The organism is Caulobacter sp. Root1472, from assembly GCF_001426985.1.
GTDB classification, from domain to species: domain Bacteria; phylum Pseudomonadota; class Alphaproteobacteria; order Caulobacterales; family Caulobacteraceae; genus Caulobacter; species Caulobacter rhizosphaerae.
Map to the genome: position 1 here is coordinate 1 of NZ_LMFX01000050.1, position 16,306 is coordinate 16,306.

At 61.1% G+C, this 16,306-nt stretch carries 16 protein-coding genes; 13 read left to right on the forward strand and 3 right to left on the reverse strand.

Annotation, left to right across the window (positions count from 1 at the left end; translation table 11 throughout):
- The 6 genes from ASD47_RS23790 to ASD47_RS26870 all read left to right on the forward strand — a co-directional run.
- Window positions 1-2,185 (forward strand): RHS repeat-associated core domain-containing protein (locus ASD47_RS23790; protein WP_162251704.1); only part of this gene is annotated, 2,185 nt, incomplete at its 5' end.
- Between the two features lie 9 nt (window positions 2,186-2,194).
- On the forward strand, window positions 2,195-2,632 hold the full coding sequence (locus tag ASD47_RS26855; RefSeq protein ID WP_156402392.1) for a DUF6334 family protein: 438 nt from the start codon (window positions 2,195-2,197) through the stop codon (window positions 2,630-2,632).
- Between the two features lie 990 nt (window positions 2,633-3,622).
- Window positions 3,623-4,144: a hypothetical protein gene (locus ASD47_RS27815; RefSeq protein WP_082564774.1), complete on the forward strand. Its 522-nt coding sequence runs from the start codon at window positions 3,623-3,625 to the stop codon at window positions 4,142-4,144.
- A gap of 544 nt (window positions 4,145-4,688) precedes the next feature.
- Entirely contained in the window at window positions 4,689-5,210 is a 522-nt protein-coding gene (locus ASD47_RS23800; protein ID WP_056762133.1) for a ParA family protein, read from the forward strand.
- Window positions 5,170-5,349: a hypothetical protein gene (locus ASD47_RS26865; RefSeq protein WP_156402393.1), complete on the forward strand. Its 180-nt coding sequence runs from the start codon at window positions 5,170-5,172 to the stop codon at window positions 5,347-5,349. Before ASD47_RS23800 ends, ASD47_RS26865 begins: the two co-directional genes overlap by 41 nt.
- Window positions 5,349-5,648, forward strand: a complete 300-nt coding sequence (locus tag ASD47_RS26870) for a hypothetical protein (RefSeq protein ID WP_156402394.1) — start codon at window positions 5,349-5,351, stop codon at window positions 5,646-5,648. Before ASD47_RS26865 ends, ASD47_RS26870 begins: the two co-directional genes overlap by 1 nt.
- Before the next feature lie 132 nt (window positions 5,649-5,780).
- Here the strand turns inward: ASD47_RS26870 and mauJ are convergent, their stop codons facing one another.
- The 3 genes from mauJ to ASD47_RS23810 all read right to left on the reverse strand — a co-directional run bounded on the left by mauJ (window position 5,781) and on the right by ASD47_RS23810 (window position 9,585).
- Window positions 5,781-6,779 carry a methylamine utilization protein MauJ gene (gene mauJ / locus ASD47_RS26875; protein WP_156402395.1) on the reverse strand — a complete coding sequence of 333 codons (999 nt, stop codon included), beginning with the start codon at window positions 6,777-6,779 and terminating at the stop codon, window positions 5,781-5,783.
- Window positions 6,780-6,887: 108 nt separating this feature from the next.
- Window positions 6,888-7,934 carry a hypothetical protein gene (locus ASD47_RS26880; protein ID WP_156402396.1) on the reverse strand — a complete coding sequence of 349 codons (1,047 nt, stop codon included), beginning with the start codon at window positions 7,932-7,934 and terminating at the stop codon, window positions 6,888-6,890.
- 736 nt (window positions 7,935-8,670) lie between these two features.
- On the reverse strand, window positions 8,671-9,585 hold the full coding sequence (locus ASD47_RS23810) for a HEPN domain-containing protein (protein WP_056762136.1): 915 nt from the start codon (window positions 9,583-9,585) through the stop codon (window positions 8,671-8,673).
- A gap of 339 nt (window positions 9,586-9,924) precedes the next feature.
- Between ASD47_RS23810 and ASD47_RS26370 the strand changes: the two genes are divergently transcribed.
- The 7 genes from ASD47_RS26370 (at window position 9,925) to ASD47_RS23840 (ending at window position 16,203) form a co-directional block, all read left to right on the forward strand.
- Window positions 9,925-10,362: a helix-turn-helix transcriptional regulator gene (locus ASD47_RS26370; protein ID WP_200945295.1), complete on the forward strand. Its 438-nt coding sequence runs from the start codon at window positions 9,925-9,927 to the stop codon at window positions 10,360-10,362.
- Window positions 10,363-10,796: 434 nt separating this feature from the next.
- Window positions 10,797-11,417, forward strand: a complete 621-nt coding sequence (locus tag ASD47_RS23815; protein WP_056762138.1) for a lytic transglycosylase domain-containing protein — start codon at window positions 10,797-10,799, stop codon at window positions 11,415-11,417.
- Window positions 11,414-11,719, forward strand: a complete 306-nt coding sequence (locus ASD47_RS23820) for a TrbC/VirB2 family protein (RefSeq protein ID WP_082564776.1) — start codon at window positions 11,414-11,416, stop codon at window positions 11,717-11,719. The genes ASD47_RS23815 and ASD47_RS23820 overlap by 4 nt, the downstream gene beginning before the upstream one ends.
- The gene (locus ASD47_RS23825; protein WP_056762142.1) at window positions 11,716-12,066 is read left to right on the forward strand and encodes a type IV secretion system protein VirB3; all 351 of its coding nucleotides are present in this window, start codon (window positions 11,716-11,718) and stop codon (window positions 12,064-12,066) included. Before ASD47_RS23820 ends, ASD47_RS23825 begins: the two co-directional genes overlap by 4 nt.
- Window positions 12,059-14,440 carry a VirB4 family type IV secretion/conjugal transfer ATPase gene (locus tag ASD47_RS23830; RefSeq protein ID WP_056762144.1) on the forward strand — a complete coding sequence of 794 codons (2,382 nt, stop codon included), beginning with the start codon at window positions 12,059-12,061 and terminating at the stop codon, window positions 14,438-14,440. Before ASD47_RS23825 ends, ASD47_RS23830 begins: the two co-directional genes overlap by 8 nt.
- Complete coding sequence (locus ASD47_RS23835; protein ID WP_056762145.1) at window positions 14,437-15,147, forward strand: type IV secretion system protein; 711 nt, start codon at window positions 14,437-14,439, stop codon at window positions 15,145-15,147. Before ASD47_RS23830 ends, ASD47_RS23835 begins: the two co-directional genes overlap by 4 nt.
- 120 nt (window positions 15,148-15,267) lie before the next feature.
- Window positions 15,268-16,203 (forward strand): type IV secretion system protein, encoded by a 936-nt coding sequence (locus ASD47_RS23840; protein WP_235526177.1) that lies wholly within the window; start codon window positions 15,268-15,270, stop codon window positions 16,201-16,203.
- Window positions 16,204-16,306: the final 103 nt, after the last annotated feature.

Genomic DNA, 16,306 nt, shown 5'->3' on the forward strand with positions numbered 1-16,306 from the left:
CCTGCAATGTGTCGCGGTGCGGATGAATCCGGACGCTTTCGGTGCGCAGCCGGACGCCTGTGTTCCGGGAACGGCGGGGACGGACGGTCCTGACCGGATCACCTTCACCGAGTACGACGCCGCCGGCCAGGTCAAGAAGGTGACCAGCGGCTACGGGGTCGCGCCGCAAGTGGACAAGGAGGTTGTCGAGTACACCGACAACGGCCTGGAAAGGATCGTCGCCGACGGCAAGGGCAACCGCACGACCTACGAGTATGACGGCTTCGACCGGCTCATGAAGGTGCGCTATCCGACGGCGGGGAACGGCGCGGTCAGCTCGACCACCGACTACGACGGCTATTGCTATGATCTGGCTGGCAACCGCACGACCTGGCGGCGGCGCGATGCGGGGACAGCCTTAGACTGCTCGGTGGTCACCTTCACCTACGACGCCCTGAACCGCGCCCAGAACGGTCTGCGCGGCGAAACCTACGGCTACGACAACCTGGATCACCGCACCTCGGCGACCTATGGCGGCCAGACCGCCTGGGCGGCCTTCGACGCCCTGGGGCGGCTGACCAGCGAGACCGTCGGCCAGACCCTGAGTAGCGGCCGGACCATGAGCTACGAATATGATCCGGCCGGTCATCGCACCAAGATCACCTGGCCAGACACCGCGCCGACCTTCTTCGTTACCTACAAGTACGACGCCACCGGGGCGCTCACCGAGGTGCGCGAGAACGGCGCCGGCCTTCTGGCGACCTACAGTTATGACGACCTGGGCCGGTTCAAGAGTCTGGTGCGCCCCAACGGCCCGACCACCAGCTATGGCTACGACGCCGCCTCGCGGCTGACCTGCCTGAGCCACACGGTGGCCTGTCCCAATGCTGGCGGCACCTGGACCTTCGCCTATAACCCCGCCGGCCAGGTCAAGGCCCGCATGGCCAACGACATGCGGTACGAATGGAGCGGGGGCCAGGCCAGCAAGACCTACACCGTCAACGGCCTGAACCAGTACGACACGGTGGCGGAGACCACGATGGTCTATGACCACCGGGGCAACCTGACCAACGATGGCGCCACCGCCTACGGCTACGACCTGCTCAACAACCTGACCTCGGCCGGAACCGCCGGCCTGACCTACGAGCCTTCGGGCCGGCTATGGTCGGTGGCCAGCGGCGCGACCACCACGCAGTTCCTCTATTCGGGCCCAGACATGGTGGCCGAGACGAATACGTCGGGGCAGATCCTGCGCCGCTACGTGCCAGGCGCAGGGACCGATGCGCCGATCGTCTGGTACGAGGGCTCGGGGACCGGCGACCGCCGTTGGCTGCTGACCGATCCGCAAGGCTCGATCGTGGGGGTGACCAACGCCTCGGGCGTGGAGGTCTGGACCAACACCTACGACGAATACGGCATTCCGGCCGCGGGCAATGTTGGCCGGTTCCAGTACACCGGCCAGGCCTGGATCCCGGAGGCGGGGCTCTACCACTACAAGGCTCGCGCCTATTCCCCGACCCTGGGACGGTTCATGCAAACCGACCCCACGGGCTACGATGATGGCCTCAACTGGTACGCCTACGTCGGCAATGATCCGATGAACGCCTATTCCCCGACCCTGGGACGGTTCATGCAAACCGACCCCACGGGCTACGATGATGGCCTCAACTGGTACGCCTACGTCGGCAATGATCCGATGAATAAGCGCGATCCGACAGGCGAGGTCACGGTTGTGTGCAACACGACCACTAATGACAAGGGAGAGGTAAAAACAACCTGTCACGCTCTTCCGGACAATCGCAAAGATACTCATGTCGTGATGAAGTATGAGGGAAAAACGTACGAGACTATAGAATTAAAAGGAGATTTTCGATATAATTCTACGACTAATGCACTTGTTGTGGAAAAGGCTGAGCTGTCCAATATGGTATTTTCTATGGGTGGGATGCAGTCAACGCAAAATTCCACATATAGAGTGACGCCTAGCGTAGCAAGTAAACTTGGAACCTTGACCTCCCGAGCGGGAGAGCAGACGGGTGACGTTGCAAGATCTCGTGGCGCGAGTGCTGCTGTCGTGCGAGAGATGGGGCCGTGGGCAAACAAGCCTCTCGGCGAAACTGCCCAAGCGGCTGTGCGGGGGGATACAAAAGCCCAACAAGCGATTAAACTTACCAAGGATGCGAACCGACTTGGGCAGAGGTATTAGTGATCGGTCATGCGTAGAGATTTTGCCATAGAATACGATAAAATTTTCGGCCAAACTTGCCGTGGAATATACGGTAAAGGAGCGCTTTTTTGCGACGATGAGACAAAGTCCTTCGAGGCTGTAACTATAGAACTCGATACTCATCAGCTAAATTTTCGCGTATGTGCGGATAGTGACGAAATAATTTATGATATTGTTGAAAGGGAAGGTGAAAAAAGTGAGGATCTCTCAAATATATTATTTGAAGAATTTATTGGGAATGAGTTGGGATATATTTGGTCCGCAAATAACTGGTGTGGTCATGAAGATATGATTGTAATTTCATTTGAGGGTGTTGATCCAAATATTTTATTCGTCGGTGTTTCTTCGATGATCAGAATTTATAGGGCGGCGAAAATAAAGTTTCCCGAGTTGGGGAATGATGCGTCGCAGGAGCTGACGGGTTAACGGAACTGACAAGCTAATCGGCAGTGGCTGTGCGATTTGTAGGGCGGCCAGGGCACTGTCATCTGTGGACGGCCCCCTCGCCGCAAGGGTGAAATTGGGCCGAGCTGAAGATCTGTCGGGGTGCGGTTAGCTGTCCGACCTGTTGGCGCAGCGTTCACGCCGCCACCCATTCGGGGGCCAGGCTCCAGACCGACCAGCTTGCCGCCGTGCGCCAGGCGTTGGCCACAAGCTCCGCGCCTGACGATCAGGCCTGATCGCCGGCCCTATCACCCTTTCAGCCAGCCTCTTCCCGCGCCCGCCAGGGCGTGCGAAAGCTCATGGCCAAGGTCTTGAAAATCGAATCCGCGCGTCCATGCGCGCCGCCAAAACGGCCTCAAGGGCCAAATCGGCGCTCCGGGCAAACATCGCCCGCGTGAGCCGCCGCAAAGCCAGGTGGCGTCAGGGAAAATCGCCCGATGTATGGCCGGGCCGCGTCGGGGGAATCTGTCTCTCCAAACCGACCCTTCAGGCTACAAGGACGGCCTGAACTGGTACGCCACGTCCATAATAATCCGCTGAGCCACGGCGACTCGACTGGGCTCGTAGCTATGCAGCAAACCGGCGCCCTAAGCGGAAGAGTGCGGGGGCGGCCGCGCTAGCGGCCATTCTTGCGCAGGCTCCCACCGGTGTCGTCTCCAATGAATCCTGCAGCGTCGAGGTTCGCGTAGTAAAACTATCGAAAGTTCCGCCATATTCTGGGTTCTTGAGAACGTTTGTGAGGATCGCTGCGGAAACTACGACTGGGGATGTAATGGAGTTCCAGTATCCATATATGTTGGTCGGCGATCGCCTGCCTAAAGTTGGGGAAATCTGTCACATCACGTATCACGTGGCGGCGGTTCGCGGTGTTTCCGGTGCTGAAAGTGTAGAATTGGAAGCGGCAAATATCATTGATGCTGCTGCATGTTCGAAAAACAGGAGTGAGCACTCTCCTCCAAGCGATGGAGTCAATTGAGCGAGATTGTTGAGGTGCCTCGTGAGGCGCTCAACTGGCTCTCCTGGCAGATGGGCTCGGCGCCGTTCGTGAGCGGCGGCTTTGGCCACTTCTACGCCTACGCCCCCATGCACATCCAATACGCCGTTGACCGTTACGCGATGGAGTTTCCGGTGCGTGGCGTTGCCCCCCGAGGGGGCTTCCTGTTAAGCGGCGTTTCGAAGAACAGCATCAATCCGCACTTCTGGATCGAGGCGGACGGGCTGAGGATGTGGATCCTGAAGACCTGGCGCCTGGCTTTCGGCGACCTGAAGCAGGTCGACGCGCGCAAGACCATGGGCGGGGTCGCGCTGATCTTTCACAGCGCAGCGGAACACCGGGTCTTCATCGTGCGGTTCGCCGATGCGGCCCTGGCGCGCTCCGCATTCGCGCGCGTGGTGTCCTCGGCGCCGCTCACCGAGGAAGCGGCTATCCTGCGCGACGGCGACGCCAGGGGAGCGACACGCGGCCTGTCCCGCTACGACGGACCGCTTGGATAAAGTTCCCCCGTCCAGCCTAGATGCGGTCGCAGCGCTCCCAGGCGGCTGGCGCAGTCGCGATGCGCTTGCCCGAGAACTATCTCGAAGGTCCGCAGACGCCGCGGCGGGAATCGTGATGGCCGAAAACAGGCGTTGAGTTGCAACGGAACAGAAAACCTACATGACGCTTTGGTTTGCCGATCAAGGGGACGACGCGTGACCCTCTTGACGAGCAAAAGCGTCTGAAAACTGCCGGCGGCGCTTCAGGAAATTCCGCTCATGAAACTGCGTTGACGCGAAATCCGCGCCACTCTGAAAACCCTCATCTTTCCGTTTCATACTCCCATGAATGGTCTGCGTCTGTTCACGCTCGGATCATTCGTTCCTTGGGAATATCCTGGGAGCGGCCGCCTTTCGGCGCTCTCAGACTCTCCACGCACCACTGGCCGACCACTCTTTATATAGCGGCCGCGCCCCACCCTCACCCCTTCCCTGAACACATCCCCCGTTGTGCACAACTGCACAACGGCACACGTGCACGCCTGCATATTAGGAGCCGGAACCGATGAAAGTCGTCGCTATCGCCATGCAAAAGGGAGGGGGCGGAAAGTCCACCTTGACCCGATCTCTCGCCGTCGCTGCGTCCAACGCGGGCTTGATGACTCTCGTCCTGGACATGGACCTGCAGCAGTTGGTCACTCAGTGGTCGCGCCGGCGACCCGAGGGCTCGCTCCCGGCCGTCATGTTCAGCACAGAGCTGGACCTGGGCGTTCAGATCGAGCGCGCCCGGTCCGCCGGCTGCGACTTGGTCGTGATCGATACGCCGCCAGCGGCCAGCTCGCAGGCCGGCGCCGCAGTAGAGTGCGCCGACCTGGTGCTGATCCCCTGCACCCCAGACATCGAGGCCTACGAGCAGCTGCCCCGAACCGTGCGCCTGGCGCGGAACACCGGGACGCCGGCGGCCGCGGTGCTGACCATGGCGACGCCCAACAGCCGATCCGAGACCGAGGTCGCGCGGAATCATCTTCGACAAGGCAAACGTCCCGATGTCGCCCGTCGTGATCCATCGGCTGAAGGTCCATCGTGACGCCAGCCGCGGCGGCCAGTCCGCCCAGGAGCTGACAGTCGACAGTAAGGGCGCGGCGGAGATCTCCGAGCTGTGGGCCTGGCTGAACGCCGAGTTGCTGCAGCAGGACAAGGTCGCAACCATGAAGCGGAGCGCGTGATGGTCACGAAGAACGCTCAAGCCGCCGCCTTCCCGGACGCCCTGGGCAAGGGCGATCCGGAGCCACCCCCGCCACCACCAGCAGCAGCGCGATCGGCGTCTCGGCTAAGCGATCGGTCCCGAGAAGCCCGCAAACACATCGGGGGCTATTTCGAGCAGGAGATGGTCGAGAAATTCGCCGTCCTGAAGGCCCGCCTGGGCATGGACAATTCCGAGCTGATCAAGAAAGCGATCGACGCGCTGTACGCCAGCGAGTCGGCACGCCGGGCCTTTGGGGAGAGACCGGATGGAAGGCGGTAAAGCTCCCCGCTACAACGGGGCGCAGCCCAAGGGGCAACCCCGCCGGCGGCTTTTGAGTCTTGGCATGCAAGGGTCCCGATTTCACTCGCGGCAGTCGATAGTCCGCCGACTAATGCGCTCCGTACGCCCCCCTTAAGCTCTCGCCTCGAACTCCGCGATCTTCTTCAATAAGGCTTCATGGTTTGAAATAACCACCTGCACGCATAGGTCAAATAGGAATGCCATATCAACGAACATGTTGACCTGCCCAGAAACACCGACGTGTAGTACACCAACTTCTTTTATCAGGAAGTGCGCAACAACATCCCTATATTTCTTCTGCAGCACCCTGCTATAGAAGTCCGCCATCGGCCACCCAACGTACTCTTTAAGGCCATCCGAAATGTCGACGTGATCAGGCACAATTTCTTTTGCTTTATCCAGCTGAATGCCTAGCGCAGCCGCACGCTTTCGGGCCTCTCCGCGCAAAACCCCGAATATTCCCTCAAGTATTTTATACAGACATAGTATTTTGTAGAATGGGCTTTCAGAGTTCTTGCTCTCTCTGTATAGGGCATATATCGGCATCAATTCTATAAATAGAACTTCTTCGGCATTTCCAACCACAACCGGCCTATCCGGAGACACAATTTCTATTGTTGTGGTCAGATTTTTTTCATCTGTTACCCTCAGCATTCCCGTTCGAAGAGGTACACGAGCAATATAGCTAAGATGGTCAAGAACGACCGACGCTGAATTCGCAAGCTTTCCCATGGCCTCATCTGCGCTCTTGGCCACAACATGCCCACGTATTATAGATGCTTCGCGCAAGCTGTTTAAATGCAGCTGAAATGCACCGGATAAGGTTTGGAATTCTGCACCAAATCCGTTCGGAAATACTAGATGCGAGCCACCATCCTCCTCTGCAAACCCGAAATTTAGCACAGGCGACGTCGCGGCGTATTTCGCTAATAATATATCGACGAGAAACGTGCGCTCTGAATTGTCTGTGAGGCGCGCCCTATCGTCAGAATCACCTCGACCGGTATCGACGACCGTAGTGATTGTATATCGTGCCCCAGGGGCACCTAAATCTTCGACAGAGAAGCTCCCACCAGCGCTTCCACCCACCCCTATCAATCTATGGTCCAATGAAGGCCTCCTCATAGGCGTGGATCTACATTGCGACATTGCGCAATCAGAGATCCAGAATCCGCATCGCTCGCTTGCCTGCACCGAGGCACCGCATCGACGATATCGTTAAGCAAGATCGTCAGCTAGACGCGATAACCTCGGACCACCGCTCCAAGCGAAAAACCAGAATGCAATCGAGAACGCGATACTCAAGGCCAGCGACACGACCAGGTATTTCCCAAAGGCCCATGGAAAGAAGCCAGAAACTACTGACCAGAAACATAGGCTGGAAATTGACACCACATATACCACGATGATATCTGCAACAGTCTCCCGGTGTCGCGTCACCTTCACGTCGAATAACTTTTTACCTAACTTTTCAGTCTCTGAGGCAGCTCGCTTAATTTGGGCTAATTCCTCCTTCCAAGCTTTCTTTAACAGCTTGTAGGTCGCAAATGACCCAGCTTGCATTTGCATGTACAAACCGAGAAGTTCGTTCGACTTTTGATTCAGATCCTGCTCGAAGTTGCCAACGCTCTTTTCGGCGGCTTTTGTTATTGCTGCTGGTATGGTGTTTTGAAAATACTCTTCTATTTGCGCGGCGAAGGCCGCATCTCGTTCCTTCTGCTCTTCTTCCGGAACGATTCCTTCAGGAAACCTCCACCTATCAGCAATGGAGTTCGCCTGGCGAAACTGATCCTGCAAATCATCCCCCCGAGATAGTTCAGCCAATTCTCTCGTGAGCCAGTCTTTGAAATAGCTAGAATGCGGCATCGCCGACATTTCCGGCTGTGGTGTTTCAGATAGCAATTTTAGCGCTTCGCACTGTCTGGACATGGTATTTATCGACAGGGTTAAGGCGCGCTGGTTATTCTCTAAGATGTCCACTCTTGACTGGACCTCCCCAGACCCCAGCGGAAGCTCCACGACACCTTCATCGCGCCACCTGAGAGTAAATTGTGCGACGTAGTACAAAGTGGCCACGCATAAGCCGGAGACGACAAGGGTCATCGCCTCAGTCGACAACTTAAAGCCCGCGAGGGAGAGATCTGTAGGTTTGGGAAACTGGGCGGCAGCGGCAATCGCTACGGTGGCGGCATATGCGAGAACCGTCTTCTTGTACTCGTGGTAGTTCCCGGTGAACGTTCCCTTTTCGCTTAGCTGACCAGCCACATCCCACCTCGATTCAGAACGGCGATCTCGCATCATTTTGCGTCGCTGGAAGCGAGCATATACTAGCTTGTGCAAAGGCAACCGCTGCCCCGACAGCCTATCGCCGCCGCTGGCTCAACTCCGCCCTCAGCGAACGCGCTTCATTGCAACGAATCCAACACAAAAAGCCGGCAGGCGAGGCGGGGGGACTAGCGCCGCGCTCCGGGGTGACCCGTGGTCGCGGCCTGCGTTCCCGTCTTGTTCTCATTCCTGGATCGGCCTAACGGTGCGGTCATGGTCGACGTCTACAGACCCCCGAAGGGATGGACTGCTACGAGCGGAACGCTGGAGCCTGACCGCACGCTGGCCGGCTACCTCGCGCGTGGACAGGGCGTGCGCGGGCACTGCCAGACCAACGACAGCTCATGGGCGCGATCTCGCCGCCGGCGCGAAATATCCGGAAGCCAGGGGAGAGCGGCCTTGCAGATCATGCGTCGCCCAAGGTGTCGCGCCCATCCGGTATTGCCTAGGCCCATGACCCTCGACGCACTCGACAAGATGATCGACCTATCCGTTCCAAGGCCCGACGGCATGCGGGAAATCTGCGGCGCTGCACGACGTCTCCTAGCGGCCTGATGCTGTTTGGCATGATCCGGGTGGACGATTTGTTGGCCGCGCGTGGATGAAACATCTGGCCGCCAAAGGCCGTCCAGCATGGCACAGTCCGGACGGATCTTCGGCTGTCTGCACGCAGGCGTTAAGCGGCTGAGCGGCGCAGTTGTTCGATCCGTTCGAGCGCGACAGTCTCAACCGTGGTCTGAAGCGAACCTACCCGCTCCTCCAGCCAAGCCAGATGCTCTTCGGATATCTGGTAGTGGGGAGAATAACGGGCTTCGACATACGCGCGTCGGATTAAGTCAAAGCCCTGACGTTCGAACTTGTTGGTACGCGGCCAGATGCCGATCAGTCGAGCATCCAGGGATTCTGCTCGATCACGCAGGAGGTTCAGCCGATGGGTCTTGGCGCTGTAGAGCGTCAGGGCGAGGATGAGGCCGTGATATGCGCGCTCAACTGCCTGGTGCAGCTGAAAAGCGGCCTCTTTGGGCCGGCTCTGGCCGCGCACGTAACGGGCGGTGTCGAGGAATCCGACTGCGCTCGCATGCCATTCGTCGAAATAGGCCTTGGTTTCGACGTATGCATCTTGCGGTGAAAGCGCCACGGGCGCCGCAAACGGAAAGCCTTGCTCGTCGAAAAGTTTGATCCCGTCTCTGAGGATGTCCGTAAAGAAGTAGCGGCCCAGACGCAGTTGTTCGTTCACGTCATCAAGGCTGTGGACGATGAAGTTGGACTGGGTGCGCAGGCGCTCGCCCGACGCCAGTTCGCGTAGCAGGGCTTCGTCGGCCTTGGCCCAGAATTCCTCCAGGTCCGTGAGGTCCTCGTGGTTGACCACCACCAGGATGTCGTAATCGGAGAAGTAGCGGCCCTTGGGATCTTCGACCCAGTCGCCGCGGGCGTAGCTGCCGAACAGGATGATCTTCAGCAGCTTGCCATTGCGAAATCGCGGCATGGTCCGCCGGCTGAGCGCCTCGGCGAAGCCTGAGCGCAGCACCTCGACCACAAGGTCGAGTTCCCGGCGTTTGCCGGCCGGCAGGTGATCCAGCGAAGTCTTCATCGTGCCTTTCGTCGCTCGTGACGCGTCCGGGTTGCGGAACGTGCCGCACTTAGAGCGAGTCTAAGTCCATGCGGGGGCGGCACGCCACCCTCTGTGCAAGGGCTTTGCCGATATTCGCCGTATATTCATCCTATATAGAACGGCGGGCGTGGGCGGCGTTTCTCGGCTGCAGCCCGTGCGCCATCTCGATCCCCGGCGCGCTCGACTTCGGCCCCTCATCGCCCGATATGATGTCTGACCGGCGACGATAGCTCGGGCATGCCGAGCCAGCGCCGGGCGAATATTCGCGCAATATACTGGCTATATATTCGAAGGGAGACAACCCTGACGTGAGTTGGCTTGCGCCTGCGTATCCTCGATCGACGCCGGTACGCGCGGAAGCTTGAGCGGCTGCGTAACGGTGGTTCGATGGTATGGATTTCGAGGATCTCTGTTCAGACGGGCGGCGACGCGACTTGCGGCGAAGAAAGGCCGCCGACCAAGGCAGAGCCCAAAAGCTGGCGGCTCACAGACGATTCTCTCAAGCCGCGCCGGCAAGCTGTTGCCGCCAGATGCAAGGAGCCCCTGGCGATCCATATCGGCGTGACAGCACGGCAGCTGGAGTGCCTGGCTTGGGTGGCGGAGGGTAAAACCGCGGCGGAGATCGGCATTATCCTCGGCATATCGGGACGAACCGTCGAAAAGCACGTCGCCAGGGCTTGTGAACTCTTCGGCGTCGCACGCCGTATTCAAGCGGTCGATCAAGCCCGGCGCTTGGGCCTCCTCACTGACAACTAACGCAGCGGCCTGGAGCGAGGTCTAAGAAACCCAGCGGTGGTGACGCTGTACGAGATCGCTACTGCGCTGAACGTCCAACCCATTGATCTGCTGAAGCCGGTCTGAGGCCGGTGCGGCACATAGCCAGCGGCGCGACCGAAAAACGCCCCTAACTCCGGAGGCCAGCGCAACCTGACTCTTCTCCGATCTGGGAAGGTCCGCCTTCGGGCGGCGAGAAATGCCGAGGTCTCGATTATCCCGCGACCGGCAAACCTGGCGCAGGTTCGCCCCTCGCCGCCAGATGACTGCTGTCGGACACGGCTGCTCCGCCGACTCGACGCGTGGGGATTCATTTTGACGTTCGCCGGTGGGTAAAACCACCCAGGTGGGCCGCGTAGGCTTGCGCATCGCGCGTCCTCCCGGGCCGGCTCAGTCTCCCTCGGAAGGGAGACGTCATGCCCATCGATCCTGCAACAGCTCTTGGCTTGAGCATCGCCTGCGCGCCGGGCGTCGCCCCGCAGACCTTGCTGGCGGTTGTGAAGGTCGAAAGCGGCTTCGAGCCGCTGGCGATCGGCGTCAACGGCCGCCCGGCCAAGAGGCTCAGACCCGCCTCCCGCGAGGAGGCGGTCGGCGCCGCCAGCCGGCGGATCGCAGCGGGGCAAAATCTCGACCTTGGGCTGGGGCAGATCAATTCAAGGCAATTGCCGCGTTTGGGCCTGAGCCTCCACGACGTTTTCGACCCGTGCGCCAACCTGGCGGCTTCGGCCAGGATTCTTGTCGAAGGCTACAACCGCTCCCGTCGGCTTGGGGCTTATGAGCAGCGGGCGGTGCGCGAGGCGTTGTCACTCTACAACACCGGCGATCGTGAGCGCGGCTTTCGAAACGGCTACGTCGCCAAGGTGGTTCAGGCCGCCGGCCAACTTGCCCCGGTGAGCTGGGACGCCGCCAGGCCCGCCGTAGCTTCGAGAGCCGATCCTGTAGCGCTGCCTGAGCCGCCGCTGTGGGACGCCTTCGCCCGCGCCCGGATGCGAAGGGCCGCCTTCGTCTTCTCACCCAACACAGGATCCTTGCCATGAAAGCGCGTCCGCGACTTGTTCAAGCCTCTCTGATGGCCGGCCTCTTGTCCCTGGCGGCGACCAGTCCGGCTCTGGCTCAGAGCGCCGGAGGCGACCTGGGCGGCTTCATTCAAAACCTCATTGATCTTCTCAACAGCAACGTAATCCGCGGCCTGGCCATCCTGGCGGTGATGATCACAGGCATCATGTGGCTGTTTGGGCGCCTGGATCTGCAACGGGCGGGCACGGTGGTCGTAGCGATCATCGTCACCTTCGGCGCGGCGACGATCGTCGATCTCGTCACAGGGGCGGGTGGATCATGAGCCCAGCCGACGCGAGCGAAGAGCGCCTGACCGAGGACACCTTGTTCTTGGCTTGCACCCGGCCGACCATGGTCGCAGGCGCACCGATGGAAGCCGTGGGCCTCATCGCCATGACCACGGCCGTCGCCTTCCTGGCGGGTCGCTCTCTAATCTACTTGCTGATCGCGCCGGCACTCTGGCTGACATGCCGGGCTATCTGCCGCAACGATCACAACGCCTTTCGGATCCTGCTCGCGTTTGTCAGGACCCGCAGCCGAGCCACCAACCGCGCTGCGTGGGGCGGCGGTTCGCCGACGCCGTTGGCGCTGCGACGTCGGTTCATCCCCCAGGAGGTGGACCGTGGCTGACTCTCTGGTCGCCCGACCTAAGCCCGCCTGGCTGAAGCGCGAACGCGACGGATCTGAGGACCTTCCCTACACGCGGCATGTGACCGACCAGATCGTCGCGCTCGACAGCGGCGCCTTGATGCTGAGCTTGCGCGTGAACGGCGCCAGCTTCGAGACTGCCGACATCCGCGATCTCAACGACTGGCACGCCAAGCTCAACGGCGCCTGGCGCAACTTGGCCTCCGAACAACTGGCGATCTGGCACCATCTGATCCGCCGCGAACAAAGCCAGTATCCAGAAGGCGATTTCCGGTCCCAGTTCGCCAGACAGCTGGATCAGGCCTATCGCGGTCGCATGGAGGCCCAAAAGCTCTATGCGAACGAGCTCTATCTGACTCTGGTTCTTCATCCGGGGCGCGACCCTTCAGATCGCGCGCAGCACCTTCTGGGCCGGTGGGCCGGCAGCGCGAACGACGCACGGGCACTGACGGAGCGAACGAAGATTCTGGCCGATGCCGGGCGTGACCTTGGCCAGCATCTTGCCCGGTACGGCGTCACGCCACTGACGCTCTATCAGCGCGATGGTCTCATCTTCTCCCAGCCGCTGGAGCTCCTGCGGTTGGTGCTCAGCGGCCGGGCCGAACCGGCTCCCCTCGTGCGGGGCCGACTGGGACAGGCGATCTACGCCGATCGCGTGATCTTCGGGCGCGAGGCGTTGGAAATTCGCGACCCGGCCCGAGCCCGCTTCGCCGGCATTCTGGGCATAAAGGAATATCCCGCCGCCACACGGCCTGGGCTTTGGAATGGATTGCTGTCGGCGCCGTTCGCCTTGGTGGCGACCCAATCGTTCAGCTTTCTCTCCAAGGCGGCGGCCAGCGCGGTGTTGAGCCGCAAGCAAAATCAGATGCTAAGCGCCCGCGACCGTGCTGCATCTCAGATCAGCGGCCTCGATCAGGCGCTCGACGATCTGACCTCAAACCGTTTCGTCATGGGAGATCATCAAGCCTCGGTCCTGGTCTACGCTGATGACATGCGCCAACTGGGCGAGCGTCTGTCCAAGGCGCGGGTCCTGCTCGCTGATTGTGGTCTGGTCGCGGTGCGCGAGGACCTAGGACTGGAAGCAGGCTTTTGGGCGCAGTTTCCAGGCAATTTCCGACATCGCGTGCGCCCCGCGGCGATCAACAGCCGAAACTTCGCGGCTTTCGCGCCCCTTCACGCCCATCCGGCGGGGCGGGCGAGCGGCAATCATTGGGGACCTGCGGTCGCCCTGATGCGCACCGCATCCGGCTCACCCTACTACTTCAACTTTCACGTCGGCGATGTGGGTCACACATTTATCTGCGGTCCGACCGGCGCGGGCAAAACCGTCATTCAAAACTTCACCTTGTCACAGGCTGAGAAGTTTGGGGCAAAACAGGTCTTCATCGACAATCGGCGCAGCGCCGAGATTTTCGTGCGCGCCTGCGGCGGAACCTACTTGGAGCTGAAGCCTGGGGTTCCGACCGGCCTAGCGCCGTTCAAAGCGCCGCACGACGGACCCGGTCAGCGAGTCTTTCTCGCAAGTCTCGTGCGCCAACTGGCCGCGCCGGCCGACAGACCGCTGACGCCGAACGAAGCCCTGGCCATCGACGACGCTGTCGCGGCCCTGGCGCGGCTGGCCCCGGCGCAGCGCTCCCTTGCGGCCGTCCGCGCGCTCCTGGGTCAGCGCGACCCTTCCGGCCTCGGCGCTCGGCTTGAGCGCTGGTGTCGAGGCGGCCCGCTGGGCTGGGTGCTCGACAATGACGTCGACCTGCTGGACCTGGAGCCCGACTTTGTCGGCTTTGACATCACCCATTTTCTCGATCTGCCGGAGATCCGCACTCCGATTATCCTCTACCTCTTCCATCGCATCCAAGCTCTGGTCGATGGCCGTCGTCTGATCGTCGACGTCGACGAATTCTGGAAGGCTTTGGGCGACGAAGCGTTTCGTGGCCTCGCCCGCGAAGGTCTCAAGACCTATCGCATGCAAAACGCCCTGATGGTCTTCGCCACCCAATCGCCGGCCGACGTGCTGGCCTCGCCGATCGCGCCCACGATCCTTGAGCAGTGCGTCACCAAGATCTTCCTACCCAACCCCCATGCAAGCCGGTCCGACTACATCGACGGCTTTGGTCTGAGCGAGCGCGAGTTCGCCTTGGTCCGCCACGAGCTGGCGCCGCAACAACGGCGCTTTCTGATCAAGCAGGGCGTGGATTCGGTGGTCGCCGAGCTTGGTCTTGGCGGCCTGGACGACGCGTTGGCTGTGCTTTCGGGCCGTACCGAGACTGTCGGGCTGCTCGATCGGGTACGCGCCGAACATGGAGACGATCCCGCTTTCTGGATGAAGCCCTTTCAAGAAGCCAGGAGACGCCTATGAACCGTCACCGCGCCGCAGCGGTTGCCGCCGCAATCCTTCAGCTCACCGCGTGCGTCGAGACCGCTCGAGCCCAGGTGATGGTCTACGACGCTCATAGCTACGCCAGTCTCGTTCGTCAGGCGGCCACGGCTATGGACCAGCTGGATGCGATCAGGCGGCAGGTCGATCAGACCAAGGCCCTCTATGACAGCTTCAACGCCCCCTCCCAGATCGGCGCGATTGCGGGCCTTCTGGATGCGCCGGAGCTGCGCGCGGTCGCACCTGACCTCAACCTATACCTCGCCGCCAGCCGCGGCGACTTTCAAGCGCTTGGCCAGGTCGGGGCCCGGGCGAAAGCCCGCCGTGAAGAAAGCCGGCTCTATACGCCCAGGGGCGGCGACCAGGGTGATGACGATCTTGATAAAAACGGTGATCGCATCGCCCGCGACCTGTCCATGGCCGAGCACGTCGCAGATGTCGCCGCCCAACGCCGCGACGGGCTTGAGCACATCGCGACCGCCCTGGCCAAGGCGCCCAACGTTCGCACGGTGATGGACATTCAAGCCCGGCTCGCCGCCGAGCAGGCGATGATTGGCGCCGACCAGATGCGTTTGCATGGCCTGGCCATGGCGCAGGCTGCGGAAGACCGCCTGCGGGTCCAGCGCGAGCAGGAACGCGCCAAGGCCGAGCGGGCCGCCCGCATCAGGCTTTACCAGGAGGCCTTCTGATGATCGCGCGTCAGCCTGTACGCACGTGGCGCTGGGTTTGGCCCGTTCGAGCGCCTCGCGTTTGGCCGGTCCGGGTTTGGCCGGTCCAACGGGCCAGGCCCGCGCCTCCTGGCCGCGGCCTTGGCCAGGGGGGCCATGTCCATGTCTGACTTTGCGATCTTCAGCCCAGCCTATGTTTACGTCGACGGCCGGCTGGACCAATTCCTCCGCGACGGCGTCGGCCGCGCGGTGGCGGAGCTTCAGCCACCTCTGCGGGCGGCCTTGGTGCTTTACGTGATGCTGTACGGCTTTGCGATCATTCGTGGAGCCATCAGCGAGCCGATCATGGATTTTGCGGTCCGCTCGATCAAGCTGGTGATCATCTACAGATTGGCCACGACCGTGGCCTACGACGACTACGTCACCCAGCCCCTGTTTCATCTATTTCCCGATACGGTCGCTAAGGCGATTTCCGGGACCTCGATCAGCGATCCTGGCGCGGCCTTCGATCAGTTCCTCAATCGCGTCGCCTTCCTTGCCGACAAGATCGCCGACAAGGCGACGCTTTCGGACCTATCGCCTTGGATCATGTCGGGCGCGGTCGCGATCGTCGGCGCCCTGGCCGCGGCCCTTGGCTTTGGCGTGGTCCTGGTCACCAAGGTGGCCTTGGCCTTCATCGTCTGCTTGGGGCCGTTTTTCGTCGCCTGCTCGCTCTTTGAGGCCACGCGCCGCTACTTCTTCGGCTGGCTGAGCCAGGCGGTGAATTACATCATCCTTTTTGGGATGGTGATCGCCATCTTTCAACTGGTGCTGTCTTTGGTCGACGCCCAGTGGGACTCGATCACGGGGCTCGACCCCATGAGCGCCGGACTGCTTTTCATCAGTCTGTGCATTCTGGGCGCCATCTTCTTCCTTCAGACCCCTGCCATGGCGGCCGGTATCGCCGGCGGCGCCAGCATGGGCCTTGCGGACTTCGGCTACGCCGCCGCCTCGGCTTTCCGCGGCCCCAGCGTCAGGAACCCGCCGGGGCCTCGCCTCGTCGACAGCGGCGGATCGATCCGCCCCACAGGACGCTAGCCATGCGCCCAAGAATGCTCGTCCTGGTGTTGGCGATCCTGACGACCGGCTGCACCCATGATCCGGCTAAGCCCACGGGCTGCCATGGCGCCAGACGTCCGGC

What these genes read in the sequence shown, in the direction of transcription:
- ASD47_RS23835 (WP_056762145.1), top strand. Translation starts at nt 14,437, where the DNA reads ATGAACCGTCACCGCGCCGCAGCGGTTGCCGCCGCAATCCTTCAGCTC.
- ASD47_RS26865 (WP_156402393.1), top strand. Translation starts at nt 5,170, where the DNA reads ATGTCGCCCGTCGTGATCCATCGGCTGAAGGTCCATCGTGACGCCAGC.
- ASD47_RS23815 (WP_056762138.1), top strand. Translation starts at nt 10,797, where the DNA reads ATGCCCATCGATCCTGCAACAGCTCTTGGCTTGAGCATCGCCTGCGCG.
- ASD47_RS26870 (WP_156402394.1), top strand. Translation starts at nt 5,349, where the DNA reads ATGGTCACGAAGAACGCTCAAGCCGCCGCCTTCCCGGACGCCCTGGGC.
- ASD47_RS23825 (WP_056762142.1), top strand. Translation starts at nt 11,716, where the DNA reads ATGAGCCCAGCCGACGCGAGCGAAGAGCGCCTGACCGAGGACACCTTG.
- ASD47_RS23810 (WP_056762136.1), bottom strand. Translation starts at nt 9,585, where the DNA reads ATGAAGACTTCGCTGGATCACCTGCCGGCCGGCAAACGCCGGGAACTC.
- ASD47_RS23800 (WP_056762133.1), top strand. Translation starts at nt 4,689, where the DNA reads ATGAAAGTCGTCGCTATCGCCATGCAAAAGGGAGGGGGCGGAAAGTCC.
- ASD47_RS26855 (WP_156402392.1), top strand. Translation starts at nt 2,195, where the DNA reads ATGCGTAGAGATTTTGCCATAGAATACGATAAAATTTTCGGCCAAACT.
- ASD47_RS23820 (WP_082564776.1), top strand. Translation starts at nt 11,414, where the DNA reads ATGAAAGCGCGTCCGCGACTTGTTCAAGCCTCTCTGATGGCCGGCCTC.